Source organism: Rhodococcus sp. ABRD24 (assembly GCF_004328705.1).
In the GTDB taxonomy this organism is placed as follows: Bacteria; Actinomycetota; Actinomycetes; order Mycobacteriales; family Mycobacteriaceae; genus Prescottella.
This window is the reverse complement of sequence record NZ_CP035319.1, coordinates 4,243,496-4,256,554: the sequence shown is the minus strand read 5'-3', so window position 1 is coordinate 4,256,554 and position 13,059 is coordinate 4,243,496. Positions and strand designations below refer to the sequence as shown.

Sequence of the window (13,059 nt, the reverse complement as noted above, 5' to 3'; positions counted from 1 at the left end):
ACCCACCTTACTGAATAGTGTTCAGTAGACTATTGACTCACAATCAACAACTCCCATACGCTCACCTACATGAGTCTCCCAGTCACAGATACCTCGGCCCCGGCGGTATCTTCGCACCAGGTCGACACACTGATCATCGGCAGTGGCTTTGCCGGCCTCGGCGCGGCTATCAAGCTGGCGCAGGCAGGCAAGCACGACTTCCTCGTGCTCGAACGGGGCACCGAGGTCGGCGGCACGTGGCGCGACAACACGTATCCGGGGGCGGCCTGCGACGTTCCCTCGCACCTGTACTCGTACTCGTTCGCGCTCAATCCGGAGTGGACCCGCTCCTTCTCTCCCCAGTCCGAGATTCAGCGCTACATCTCGTCGGTCGCCCGCAGGTACAACGTGCTCGACAAGCACGTGTTCGGATGCGACGTACTCGCCGCGCACTGGAACGACGACACCGCCCGCTGGGACGTCCACACCACGAAGGGGGACTTCGAGGCCAAGATCGTCATCTCCGCAGTCGGCGCACTGTGCGAGCCGTCCCTGCCCGATATCAAGGGCATCGAGCAGTTCGAAGGCGAGATCTTCCACTCCGCACAGTGGAACCACGACACCGACCTCACCGGCAAGCGGGTCGCGGTGATCGGCACCGGAGCCTCCGCCATCCAGATCGTTCCGCAGCTCGCGAAGAAGGTCTCGCGCCTCGACGTATACCAGCGCACCGCGCCGTGGATCCTGCCGCGCGCAGACCGTGAGTACACCAAGGCCGAGCGTCTCGCCTTCAAGTATCTGCCCGGATTCCAGAAGTTGTGCCGCACCGGGATCTATTGGATGCGCGAGACCCAGGTCGTCGGCCTCGCGAAGGCCCCGATCTTCATGAAGCCGCTCCAGTTTGCGGCCGCGCGGCACCTGCGACGTCAGATCAAGGACCGGGATCTGCGGCGCAGGGTCACCCCCAACTTCCAGATCGGCTGCAAGCGCATGCTGATCTCGAACAACTACTACCCGGCACTCACCCAGCCCAATGTCGATCTGGTCACTGACGGAATCGCCGAGGTGCTCGCCGATTCGATCGTCGACAAGAGCGGGATCGAGCGCAAGGTCGACGCGATCGTGGTTGCCACCGGGTTCCACGTCACCGACTCCCCCTCGTTTGCCGGCATCTTCGGCAAGGACGGGCGTTCGCTGGCCGAGACGTTCGACGACGGCGGCCAGCAGGGCTACAAGGGCTCCGCGATCGCCAACTTCCCGAACATGTTCTTCCTCGTCGGCCCCAATACCGGCCTGGGACACACGTCGATGGTGTTCATGATCGAGTCGCAGCTCAACTATGTCGTCGACGCGATCGACGCGATCGAGCGTTACGACATCGGCACTATCGAGGTCCGCAAGGAGGCGCAGGACCGGTACAACCGGGGGTTGCAGGAAAAGCTGTCCAAGAGCGTGTGGAACAACGGCGGTTGCGCCAGCTGGTATCTCGACAAGCACGGAAACAACACCACGCTGTGGCCGGGCTTCACGTTCGAGTTCCGCCGCATCACCAAGCAGTTCGACCTGGGCGCGTACCGCAGCGTGGCCACCGGGGACCTGCACGTGCCCGCACACATGTCCGGCCACGACACCGAACTTACCGATTTCGACGACGACAAGGTGGCAGCACAATGAGCGAGTTTTCGGGCAAAGTATGCGTCATCACCGGCGCAGGCTCCGGCATCGGCCGCGCACTCGCGCTGGCACTCGCGCGACGGGGCGCGAAACTGGCGCTGTCGGACATGGATTCGGCGGGGCTGGCGGCGACGGTGCGTCAGGTCGAGGCCCTCGGTGCTGAAGTCAAGTCCGACCATCTCGACGTCACCCAACGCGAGGCAGTGCTGGCGTATGCGGATGCCGTTGCAGCACATTTCGGCAAGGTCAACCAAATCTACAACAACGCCGGTATCGCCTTTCACGGCGAGGTCGAGCGCTCGGAGTTCAAGGACATCGAGCGCATCATGGACGTCGACTTCTGGGGCGTCGTCAACGGCACAAAGGCCTTCCTGCCGCACGTGATCGCGTCCGGCGACGGCCACATCGTCAACATCTCGAGCCTGTTCGGACTGCTGTCGTTTCCCGGTCAGAGCGCCTACAACGCAGCAAAGTTCGCGGTCCGCGGCTTCACCGAATCGCTGCGCCAGGAAATGCTCATCGCGAAGCACCCCGTCAAGGTCACGTGCGTGCATCCCGGTGGAATCAAGACCGCAATCGCCCGCAATGCCACGATGCCTGACGGCGACGACCAGGCGACGTTCGCGGAGTTCTTCGACCAGCACCTCGCCCGCACAACGCCCGAGGACGCGGCGGAATCGATTGTCAACGGGGTACGAAAGGGCAAGGGCCGCGTGCTCATCGGAGCAGACGCCAAGCTCCTCGATGCGTGGGTTCGTATCATCGGCCCGGGCTACCAGCGGGTGGTCGCGATGGTCACCTCTCGCATGCTGCCGAAGTCTCAATAGCCGGAAAGGGCAACTCCGTGCGTTCGATTCAACTTCCGCTCCCGATCCTCGAGGCGAGCCTGAAGCCGTTCTACCGGCTCGCACTCAACGCGAGGCTGCCGTTCACGGCGCAGCGGGCACTGTTGGACATCGCCGCACCGATCCAGGCAGTGCCCGACGGGACGGTCGCTCAGAAGCTCGCACTCGCCGACCGGCCCGCGGAGCGGATCACCGTCGGCGCCACCGAACGTCGCAACGCCGTGCTGTACCTGCACGGTGGCGCGTTCACGATCGGATCGCTGGCCACACACCGCTCCCTCGCGGCGCACCTGGCCCGCGAGTCTGCGTGCGCGGTCTACCTTCTCGACTACCGGCTGGCCCCGGAGCACCCGTTCCCGGCCGGTCTCGACGACGCCGTCGCTGCCTTCCGTGAACTGACGGCGGTACACGGATTCGCGCCGGACCGGATCGCTGTCGCCGGCGACTCGGCAGGCGGGGGTCTTGCCCTCGCTACGGGACGACGCGTGATCGATGTACTCGGCCTGCGTCCAGCGGCCCTCGCGCTGATCTCACCATGGGTGGACCCTGGATCACGGGACGCACCGTTCGATCGCGATGTCGTCGTGAACACGGCATGGGCATACGCGTCCGCTGCCGCGTACCTCGGTGACAGCGACCCCCGCGACCCGAGATACGCACCGCTGCATGCGGATCCGACCGGGCTGCCGCCCATCGCGGTCCATGTGGGTATCCGTGAGGTGCTCTATCCGCAGATCGTCGACCTGGTCGGCAGGCTGCGAGCCGCTGAGAATCGGGTGCACTACGTCGAGTTCCCCCGTCTGTGGCATGTCGGGCACCTGCAAGCGTCACTGCTGCGCGAGGCCGCCGAAGCGGTGGCTGATCTCGGATCGTTCCTGCGCGCGGCATTTCCATCAGATGTGGTCGGAGAGCCACTCCCCCGCAGCATCGGCTGATGATACCTTCCCGTCACGGATACGGCCCACCAGTTCCGCCAGGTCCGCGGTGGTGAGTTCTCCGGCCACCACATTGAGGGCCTTGACCTGAGCGTCCCCCAACGTCCCGGTCCGGAACAGCGGTACCACGTTCTGCGCCATGAACGCCGACTCGTCGTCGGCCAGCACCGTCAGGTCGTCGGGCCGGATCTCGGGAGATCCCGCCGTGATGCCGCCGACCAGCGCGGACCCTGCGAGGACATCCGCAGAAACCTGCGCATCCGGGCCGCCCGGGAGCACCTGCCCGAACGTGCACCCGTACACGGACTGCAGCCGCGAGAGGCCGTTCACGTCCTGACTGAAGGTCTCTGATGCGCGCAGCGTCAACTCCCCGCACCGCGGGGCCAGATCTTCGAGCGAGCGAGCGGAGAGACGGCCGGCCTGGCCGGCAGCCAGAACCAGCGTCGAGCGATCGTCCGCGAGAGCGTAGTCCGAGACCGAAAGCCCCTCCGGCAGAGACTTGTTCAGTGCCTCGTACACCTCTTCTTCCTCGGTGGCCGCAGAGTCCGGATCGAAGTGCTGCAGGAGCCGGCCCGTACGATCCGGCACCAGCGAGACAGTGTCGGCGTCGAGTGCGGCAAGGTACGCGCCGCGGTTCCCGATCCCGGTCCGCAGCTCGGTGCGGGTCCCTGCCGCGGCCAGCGCACCGGCATAGATGCGTGCCACCACTTCGCTCTCGATCGAGTCTCCGGAGCCGACGACGACGGTCCCGGGCTCCGGCGGGCCCGCGACGGTGCTGCCGGTGTCGACGCCGCATGCGGTGACCGCGCCCAGCAGCGCGAGTGCCGCCAAACCCACCGCGAACCGGGCCGGTTGCCCATTCCCCTTCTGTGCCACCGCGTCCCTCTCCACTCGACATCCGTACGCACAGACCTGGCCAGCGTGTTCAAACCTGCGCGTGTTCCGTCCCTATCGTTACACTGGCGGCGCGCACCATCACGAGCGGTCTTGCACGATCCGATGGAAGGACGACAATGAAGAGTTCCCGGATCCGCACACGTCGCGGCCTTGCGGTGGCCGCACTGGCACTCACGCTGACCACCGTAGCCGCGTGCGGCGGAAGCGATCCGCTCGAGGCCGGCACCACGTCCGAAGGCGACCCGAGCGCCATCGTCGTCGGCTCCGCCAACTTCCCCGAATCACAAACGGTCGGCTACATCTACGCCGAGGCGTTGCGGGCCAACGGTTTCGATGTCGGCACCAAGATGAGCATCGGCAGCCGCGAGGCCTACATGCCCGCCCTCCGCGACGGTTCGCTCACTGTCATCCCCGAATACACCGGCAACCTGCTCGAGTACCTGAACCCGGATTCGACAGCAACCACTGCCGAACAGATCGACGCAGCACTGCCCGCCGCGCTGGCCCCGGACCTGATGATCACCACCCCGGCACCCGGCGAGAACAAGGACGCGGTGGTCGTCACCCGCGCGACGGCCGAGCGCTGGAACCTGACCTCGATCGCAGACCTGGCCCCGCACTCCGCTGAGGTCACGTTCGCAGCGCCGGCCGAATTCCAGGAGCGGTCGGTGGGGCTGCCCGGCCTGCGGGCCAACTACGGCCTCGACATCTCGCCGTCGAAGTTCGTACCGATCGGCGACGGCGGCGGACCGGCGACGGTGCAGGCGCTGACGTCCGGGCAGGTGGTCGCGGCCAACATCTTCACCACCTCGCCCGCCATCGAAGCAAACGACCTGGTAGTTCTCGCCGATCCGGCGGCGACCTTCCCGGCGCAGAACGTGGTGCCAGTGCTGCGCGCGAGCGCGAACTCCGACCGTCTGGCGCGTGTCCTCGATGCCGTGTCCGCGAAGCTCACCACCGAGGAACTGGTCGCGCTCAACGAAGCGGTCTCGGGCGACAGTAAAACCGAACCGGCCACGGCAGCGAAGCAGTGGGTGACGCGTCAGGGACTGGACACACCGATCTCGTGATCTCGTTCTCGGGCGCCACCAAGGAGTTCCTGGACGGCACGGTGGCCGTCGACGGTCTCGACCTCGAGATCGAGGCCGGGTCGTTCACCGTATTCGTCGGTCCGTCAGGCTGTGGGAAGACGACGTCGATGCGGATGATCAACCGGATGGTGACGCCCACCGGCGGCACCGTGACAGTCGACGGTCGTGACGTGGCCACGGTCAACGCCGTCGAACTGCGGCGCGGTATCGGCTACGTCATCCAGAGTGCCGGGCTGCTGCCGCACCGCACGGTCATCGACAACGTCTCGACCGTCCCGGTGCTGTGCGGCCAGACCCGCCGGTCCGCTCGGCGCGCCGCGTTCACGGTTCTCGAGCGGGTGGGGCTGGATCCGGCGCTCGCCGTGCGCTATCCGGCTCAGCTGTCCGGGGGCCAGCAGCAACGGGTCGGCGTCGCCCGCGCACTCGCGGCCGATCCGCCGATCCTGCTGATGGACGAACCCTTCAGCGCGGTCGATCCGGTGGTGCGCTCGGACCTGCAGGCGGAGATGCAGCGACTGCAGGCCGAACTACGCAAGACCATCGTCTTCGTCACCCACGATATCGACGAGGCCGTCACACTCGGCGATCGGGTCGCGGTGTTCGGCCCACACGGGCGGCTGCAGCAGTACGACACCCCACAGAACGTGCTGGCCTCCCCCACAACGGATTTCGTGGCCGAGTTCGTCGGACACGACCGAGGCTACCGCGGGCTGTCGTTCCGCAGCGCGGACGCACTCGAGTTGCGGGCGATCGCCTCGGCCACCGAGCGGCAGCTGACCGACCTCGAGCCGGCGGCCGACCAGTGGACTCTCGTGGTGACCGACGACGGGCGGCCACGTGGGTGGATCGACGCGACGGGCGTGGCGGCGTTCCGCGCCGGACGTCCGATCGAGGACGCGACTACGGCGGGCGGTTCGCTGTTCACCATCGGCGCAGACCTGAGGCGGGCCCTCGACGCCGCGATCTCGTCGCCGTCGGGCATCGGGGTCGCAGTGGACACCCGCGGCACCGTGGTGGGCGGCATTACCGCCACCGACGTCCTGGCTCGCCTCGACGAGCAGCGCCGCGCCGCGGACCGCGCCCGGAACGGCCGGTGACAGAATGCACTGGCTCGTCGAGAACTTCCCCCGGGTCCTGGACCTGACACGCGAGCACCTGTATCTCGCGCTGCTGCCGCTGCTGCTCGGCCTGCTCATCGCCATCCCGGTCGGCACCGCCGTCCGACGCGTCCGCTGGCTGCGCCGGACCACGCTGGTGGCCGCGAGCATCGCCTTCACGATCCCGTCGCTGGCACTGTTCGTGACGATCCCCAGCGTCGTAGGTCTCGGCATCCTGGACCCGAACAATGTCGTCATCGCCCTGACGATCTACTCGACGGCGCTGCTGATCCGCGCGGTACCGGAGGCGCTCGACGCGGTGCCCGCCGACGTCCTCGATGCCTCCACCGCAATGGGTTTCGCACCGCTTCGCCGGGCCCTGACCGTGGAACTGCCGCTGGCACTGCCGGTTCTGGTCGCGAGCGTCCGCGTGGTCGCGGTCACCAACATCTCGATGGTGTCGGTCGGATCGCTCATCGGAATCGGCGGCCTCGGTGAGCTGTTCACGGAGGGCTACCAGCGTGACTACCCGGACCAGATCGTCGCGGGAATCATCGCAATCGTCGCCCTCGCACTGGCCTTCGACCTCGCGCTCTATCTGTGCGGGCGACTGCTGACGCCTTGGACGAGGACGACCCGCACAACGACGCGACCGCGCGCAGTGCGACGCCGGCGAGCCGCGGCAGCCGTCGAACTCGCCGAGGGTCCGGCCTGATGTTCACCAGCGCCTGGGAGTACATCGCCGACCCCGCCAACTGGCAGGGCCCGACCGGCATCGGCACCCGAATCCTCCAGCACCTCTGGTACAGCCTGCTGGCGGTGGTGTGCGCCGCGGTGATCGCTGTGCCGCTCGGACTGGCGATCGGGCACTTCCGTCGCGGAGAGGTCGCACTCGTCGGCCTCGTCAACGCACTGCGGTCGCTGCCGACCCTCGGCGTGCTCACGCTGCTGGTGCTGCTGCTCGGCCTGGGACTCGTGCCGCCGATCCTGGCGCTGGTACTGCTGGGGATTCCGCCACTGCTCGCGGGCACGTACGCCGGAATCGCGAACGTCGACCGCGATGTGGTCGACGCGGCCACCGCGATGGGGATGACGCAGCCGCAGGTACTGCTGCGGGTCGAGATCCCCAACGCCCTGCCACTCGTACTCGGCGGGCTGCGCAGCGCCACCCTGCAGGTAATCGCGACGGCCACCGTCGCCGCGTTCGTCAACCTCGGCGGGCTGGGACGGTACATCTTCGACGGCCTCGCGCTGAACCGGTACGACCGGGTACTGGTGGGCGCGATTCTCGTCGCAGCCCTGGCCCTCCTCGTCGATGCCGTCCTCGCGGCGGCAGTGTGGGCGTCGACCCCGGGCACGGGCCGCCTGCGACGGCTACCCGGAAAGCGCGACGTCCGGCTGCCCTGAGGGACAGCCGGACGTCGATGCCTGATTCGCGGGAGGGGCCTAGGCCACACCCTCGTCCTTGGCGGCCTGTGCGACGGCGGCGGCCACCGCGGGGGCCACCCGCGGGTCCAGCGGGCTGGGCACGATCTTGTCGACCGCGAGCTCGTCACCGAGCACCGACACGATCGCGTCGGCCGCGGCCAGCTTCATACCCTCGGTGATCCGGCGCGCGCCGGCGTCGAGCGCACCCTTGAAGACGCCCGGGAACGCGAGCACGTTGTTGATCTGGTTCGGGAAGTCGCTACGACCCGTCGCGACGATGGCTGCGTACTTGCTCGCGATGTCGGGGTGGATCTCCGGATCCGGGTTCGACATCGCGAAGATGATCGAATCGGACGCCATGGTCGCGATGATCTCCTCGGGCACCGTGCCCGCGGAGACGCCGAGGAAGACGTCCGCGCCGTCCAGCGCCTCGACCAGGCCACCGCTGCGCCGGGCCGGGTTGGTCCGGGCCGCGAGATCGGCCTTGATCTCATTGAGGTCCTCGCGGTCGGAGGAAACGATGCCCTTCGAGTCGAGGACGGTCACGTCGGCGACCCCGGCAGCGAGCAGGATGTTGGCGCACGCGACACCGGCAGCACCGGCGCCGGAGATCACCACGCGCAGCGCGGTGATCTCGCGGTTCTGGACCTTCGCGGCGCCCCGCAGCGCGGCGAGCGCGACGATCGCGGTGCCGTGCTGGTCGTCGTGCATGACGGGGCAGTCGAGGGCCTCGATGACGCGGCGCTCGATCTCGAAGCAGCGCGGCGCCGAGATATCCTCGAGGTTCACTGCGCCGAAGCTCGGACGCAGCCGAACCAGGGTCTCGACGATCTCGTCGGGGTCCTTCGTATCCAGGACCAGCGGGATGGAGTTCAGTCCGGCGAAGCTCTTGAACAGTGCCGACTTACCCTCCATCACCGGCAGCGACGCACGCGGGCCGATGTCGCCGAGGCCGAGGACCGCGGAGCCGTCGCTCACGACCACGACCAGGCGGTTGGTCCAGGTGTAACGATCTGCCAGCGTCTCGTCGGCATGGATGGCACGGCTGACCTGCGCGACACCGGGGGTGTAGGCGATCGACAGTGCGCGCTGCGTATCGAGGGGCGCGGTGGTCTCAACTGAGAGCTTGCCACCGATGTGGCCCGCGAAGATCTCCTCGTCGGTGATTTCAACCTTTGGCGTTGCGGAAGCTTCAGACACGATGGACACGATGACACTCCTCTAGAGCACAGACTCACTCGGGTCCTGGTTACTGAGAAGTAACCGCGCCGTCGAGGTGAATTGACGCAGCAACTTCGAGATCCAGGATTGATCGGTTGCAGCTACCGGGGCGCGCGATCGCTGCACTTCTGCCGGAGCGTGATGGCGCCGGGCGGGGTTTGCCCTGGCACAAGTTCTGCCACCATGTGAACTCCTGCGAAGGGCTGTAGCGCCCACGCGGGAGTGCAGTAATTCTGCACCATCGCAGTCCAGGAATCAAATTCCGGACCACGGACCCGTGTGCACGAAATGCACCGTCTACCTGTATGGATACCCTCGCGCGACCGCATGAGACGGGTGGTGTCAGGACCACCACTGCGTCCACAGCAACAGCCCGGTAAACACCAGAATCGCTACCGAGGACAGTGCCGCCGCGCCCGCACGCCGACGGTCGGCGACCACCTGCAACGCCACGACACCGATGCTCACCAGCACGTGCACGACGATCGATTCTCGGCCGGGGCCGGGAAATCCACGATCCGACGCCAGGAACGCGGCACCGATCACCACCAGTGTGAGCACCACGACGCCGCCGGCGACGACGCCCGACAGCGCACGCAACGCACGCACCATCCACGAATCGCGCCGCGGCCGGACACTCCCGAATCCGCCGTAGCTCACCGGCCGGCGCTCCCGACCGTCGAGCCGAGATCGGACGACGCCGGATCACTCGGCCCCGCCAAGACCGGTACGCCACTCGCCCGGGTGGCCAGTTCCGCAAACGACTCGGGATCGGTGGTGTACCGGCCGAGCTCGATCGTCTTGTTGCCGCCGTGGTAGTCCGACGATCCCGTGGCGATCAGTCCGAGCTCGGACGCCAATGCGCCCAGCAACTCGGCGTCCGCCGCATCATGGTCCGGGTGGTCGACCTCGAGCCCACCCAGCCCGACACCGGCGAGCTCACGGATCTGGTCCAATGCCAGCAGCCGCCCGCGCGTGCGGGCACGCGCATGAGCGATCACACTCACCCCACCGGCACCGGCCACCATCTCCACCGCGCGCCCGAGTGGAGTGTCGGATTTCTCGACGTAATACGGGCTGCGGTGCGACAGCAGCTCACCGAACGCCTCGCCGACACTGCCGACGACGCCAGCGCGCACCAGCGCCTGCGCCAGATGCGGCCGCCCGACGGCCGGGCCCGCAGCGGCCATCAACTCGTCCGGATCGATCGGCAAGCCGTCCGCGGCCATCAACGTCGCCATCGTCCGCAGTCTCGCGGTCCGTTCGCCGCGCAGGCGCTCACGCTCCACGGCGAACTCCTCCGCACGGGGGTCGAACAGGTATGCCAGCAGATGCACCGGTACCGGCCGCCCATCCTCGCCCCGGCCCTCGCACGACATCTCCATTCCCCGTACCAGCTGCACTCCGGCCGGCAGCGCCGCCGCGGCCTCGTCCCAGCCTGATGTGGTGTCGTGATCGGTGATCGCCAGCACATCCACGCCCGATTCGGCTGCGATCCGCACTAGCTCAGCCGGAGAATCCGTACCGTCGGATGCGGTCGAGTGGGCGTGAAGATCGATTCGCACTCGTCCAGTGTGTCAGGTCCGGCGTCACGACGCCGAGGCGCTACAGACTGGCGGCACCGCGGGCGGGATCCTGGATGTCGATACCTGCTTCAGCCCACGCCTCCCGCAGCGCAGCCGCCCCACGCAGCCGGACCCATGCCGCCTCCGTCCCGGTAAGCGGCACGACGGCGAGAAACCGCACCGGATCGAAGGGCTCCGGCAACACCAGATCCGGAATACTGCTCTCACCCAGCAGCACTGCGGTGAACGGCACGTCTTTCCACAACGGCTCGCCGAGATCGATCAGCGAGTCCGGGTTGAGCACGATCCCCTCGACGGACGGCGCCGCCGCGAGGACGGCGAGGGTCCGGTGCACACCGGATGCGACGCCGGCACCGCCGCGCAGGGTCAGCACGAGCTCGGCCCGCGGCCCGCGGGTGGGGTCCGCAATCATGTCGCCGGGATCGCCCATCGGATGCCGCGAGCAGCCGAGGGTCACATAACGCACCGGGTCTCCGTCGCCGCCCGGGTACCGCAGGACATCGACCGGTTCGACACCCAGGAAGGTCACCGACGCGGATGTCGGCTCCGGTCCCGCGATGTGTGCGTCGAGATGTGCACGAACCGAGGAAACCACGCTGTCAGTCACCCACCCATCTAACACCGGCCCCGGCCGTGACTGGTTGCACCCATCCCAAGCTCACAGACCCCATCGGCGAGAGGGGAACCGAGCTGGACTTTGCCGCACCGGGCACGGCACGAGAACGCTCAGAGCGCGAGCTTGGCCAGCATGTCGCGGGCTGACTCCGCAGTCTTGGGGTCGCACAGCACGTCGTAGCGCCCGGCTACCAGCTGCATCGTCGACGAGAAGTCACGTGTGCCACGGGTTGCGGCGTACGGGATGGTCGTCGAGAGCAGGCCGAAGACGATGCCGCCGACGACACCTACCAGGAGCGGGCCGAGGAAGCCGCCCGTTGCGATGCCCAGCAGCAGACCGAAGAACACACCCAGCCAGGCACCCGAAACGATGCCCCCGCCAATCACTTTCGCCCAGGTGAGCCGGCCCAGTACCCGCTCGACCTGCATCAGGTCGACGCCGACGATCGTCACGTCCTCGACCGAGAACTGTTGGTCCGACAGGTAGTCCACGGCCCTCTGGGCCTCGGCGTACGTCGGGTAGGAACCGATCGGCCAGCCGGTCGGAGGCGTCGGCAGCCCACGACCGGAACGATTCGGCTGCGCGAGTGGATTCGTCATCGTGTCCTCGTCTCTCCTGCTCGGATCGGGTCCTTGCTCGGATCAGGTGCCGCTCGGATCAGGTCCCGCTCGGATCAGGTCTCTGCCACCAATTGTGCCCGTCCCCAGCTGTGGGCGCGCTACCGCCCGCCGGGAGGGTCGAAGGAGGTGGTCCGAACCATCCCCGCAGCGCGACCCTTCGCCGAGATCACCAGGGCCATCTTGCGGCTCGCCTCGTCGATCATCTCGTCTCCGAGCATCACCGCGCCGCGTCCGCCGCCCGCGGCCGAGGTGTGGAACTCGTAGGCGTCGAGGATCATTTCGGCCTGGTCGAAGTCCTCCTGGCGGGGACTGAAGACCTCGTTGGCGGCGTCGATCTGGGTGGGGTGCAGCACCCACTTGCCGTCGAATCCCAGGGCAGCCGTGCGTTGCGCGGACCGGCGGAACGCATCGACGTCCCGGATCTGGAGGTAGGGGCCGTCGATCGCCTGAAGGTCGTGCGCCCGCGCGGCCATCAGGATCGTCATCAGAATGTGGTGGTAGGCATCGCCACGGTCATAGCCCTCGGGCTGCTCCCCGACCACGAGCGTGCGCATGTTGATGCTCGCCATGAAGTCTGCCGGACCGAAAACCAGCGTCTGCACGCGTGGACTTGCGGTCGCGATCGCGTTGATGTTCGTCAACCCGATCGCATTCTCGATCTGCGGCTCGATGCCGATGCGCCCCACCTCGAGGCCGTTGGCCTTCTCGATCTGCGTCAGCAGCAGATCGAGAGCCTGGACGTGGCTCGCGTCGGGCACCTTGGGTAGCAGGATCGCATCGAGGTTCGCGCCCGCTCCAGCGACGACGGTCACGACGTCGGCGTGCGTCCACTCGGTGCTCCAGTCGTTGACGCGCACCACCTTGATCTGCTCGCCCCAGCCGTCCTCGTTCAGGGCCTCGACGATGCGATCCCGGGCCTCCGACTTCGCGATCGGCGCGACGGCGTCCTCGAGATCGAGGAAGATCTCGTCGGCCGGCAGCCCCTTCGCCTTGTCGATCATCTTCCTGCTCGAACCCGGCACCGCGAGAACTGACCGGCGCGGCTTGATTCGAGAAGTCATGACCGGCGG

14 protein-coding genes are annotated in these 13,059 nt (G+C 67.4%); 7 read left to right on the top strand and 7 right to left on the bottom strand.

Annotated elements, in window-relative coordinates; genetic code table 11:
- Window positions 1–69: 69 nt before the first annotated feature.
- From ERC79_RS19085 to ERC79_RS19075, 3 genes are read left to right on the top strand one after another with little or no spacing between them, the layout of a single operon-like run.
- On the top strand, window positions 70–1,653 hold the full coding sequence (locus ERC79_RS19085; protein ID WP_131579966.1) for an NAD(P)/FAD-dependent oxidoreductase: 1,584 nt from the start codon (window positions 70–72) through the stop codon (window positions 1,651–1,653).
- Complete coding sequence (locus tag ERC79_RS19080) at window positions 1,650–2,480, top strand: SDR family NAD(P)-dependent oxidoreductase (RefSeq protein ID WP_131579965.1); 831 nt, start codon at window positions 1,650–1,652, stop codon at window positions 2,478–2,480. The genes ERC79_RS19085 and ERC79_RS19080 overlap by 4 nt, the downstream gene beginning before the upstream one ends.
- A gap of 17 nt (window positions 2,481–2,497) precedes the next feature.
- A complete protein-coding gene (locus tag ERC79_RS19075) occupies window positions 2,498–3,433 on the top strand; it encodes an alpha/beta hydrolase (RefSeq protein WP_131579964.1) in 936 nt (311 codons plus the stop codon).
- Here the strand turns inward: ERC79_RS19075 and ERC79_RS19070 are convergent.
- Entirely contained in the window at window positions 3,392–4,309 is a 918-nt protein-coding gene (locus ERC79_RS19070; RefSeq protein WP_131579963.1) for an ABC transporter substrate-binding protein, read from the bottom strand. The genes ERC79_RS19075 and ERC79_RS19070 overlap by 42 nt on opposite strands.
- 137 nt (window positions 4,310–4,446) lie before the next feature.
- Here ERC79_RS19070 and ERC79_RS19065 point away from each other — a divergent pair, with 137 nt between their 5' ends.
- Genes ERC79_RS19065 through ERC79_RS19050 form a run of 4 tightly spaced genes read left to right on the top strand, consistent with a single transcriptional unit; the run spans window position 4,447 to window position 7,925 of the window.
- Entirely contained in the window at window positions 4,447–5,400 is a 954-nt protein-coding gene (locus ERC79_RS19065; protein WP_131579962.1) for an ABC transporter substrate-binding protein, read from the top strand.
- Window positions 5,397–6,518: an ATP-binding cassette domain-containing protein gene (locus ERC79_RS19060; RefSeq protein WP_131579961.1), complete on the top strand. Its 1,122-nt coding sequence runs from the start codon at window positions 5,397–5,399 to the stop codon at window positions 6,516–6,518. The genes ERC79_RS19065 and ERC79_RS19060 overlap by 4 nt, the downstream gene beginning before the upstream one ends.
- 4 nt (window positions 6,519–6,522) lie before the next feature.
- Entirely contained in the window at window positions 6,523–7,233 is a 711-nt protein-coding gene (locus ERC79_RS19055; RefSeq protein ID WP_131579960.1) for an ABC transporter permease subunit, read from the top strand.
- Window positions 7,233–7,925, top strand: a complete 693-nt coding sequence (locus ERC79_RS19050) for an ABC transporter permease (RefSeq protein WP_131579959.1) — start codon at window positions 7,233–7,235, stop codon at window positions 7,923–7,925. The genes ERC79_RS19055 and ERC79_RS19050 overlap by 1 nt, the downstream gene beginning before the upstream one ends.
- A gap of 39 nt (window positions 7,926–7,964) precedes the next feature.
- Here the strand turns inward: ERC79_RS19050 and ERC79_RS19045 are convergent, their stop codons facing one another.
- From ERC79_RS19045 to ERC79_RS19020, 6 genes are all read right to left on the bottom strand, one after another.
- Window positions 7,965–9,155: an NADP-dependent malic enzyme gene (locus ERC79_RS19045; protein WP_131579958.1), complete on the bottom strand. Its 1,191-nt coding sequence runs from the start codon at window positions 9,153–9,155 to the stop codon at window positions 7,965–7,967.
- A gap of 354 nt (window positions 9,156–9,509) precedes the next feature.
- Complete coding sequence (locus ERC79_RS19040; protein WP_131579957.1) at window positions 9,510–9,827, bottom strand: hypothetical protein; 318 nt, start codon at window positions 9,825–9,827, stop codon at window positions 9,510–9,512.
- Window positions 9,824–10,732: a PHP domain-containing protein gene (locus tag ERC79_RS19035; protein WP_131579956.1), complete on the bottom strand. Its 909-nt coding sequence runs from the start codon at window positions 10,730–10,732 to the stop codon at window positions 9,824–9,826. The genes ERC79_RS19040 and ERC79_RS19035 overlap by 4 nt, the downstream gene beginning before the upstream one ends.
- A 40-nt stretch (window positions 10,733–10,772) precedes the next feature.
- Window positions 10,773–11,360, bottom strand: a complete 588-nt coding sequence (locus tag ERC79_RS19030) for a suppressor of fused domain protein (RefSeq protein ID WP_131579955.1) — start codon at window positions 11,358–11,360, stop codon at window positions 10,773–10,775.
- A 119-nt stretch (window positions 11,361–11,479) separates the two neighbouring features.
- Window positions 11,480–11,968, bottom strand: a complete 489-nt coding sequence (locus ERC79_RS19025; RefSeq protein WP_131579954.1) for a general stress protein — start codon at window positions 11,966–11,968, stop codon at window positions 11,480–11,482.
- A 119-nt stretch (window positions 11,969–12,087) separates the two neighbouring features.
- The gene (locus ERC79_RS19020; protein ID WP_131579953.1) at window positions 12,088–13,050 is read right to left on the bottom strand and encodes a CoA ester lyase; all 963 of its coding nucleotides are present in this window, start codon (window positions 13,048–13,050) and stop codon (window positions 12,088–12,090) included.
- Window positions 13,051–13,059 lie beyond the last annotated feature (9 nt).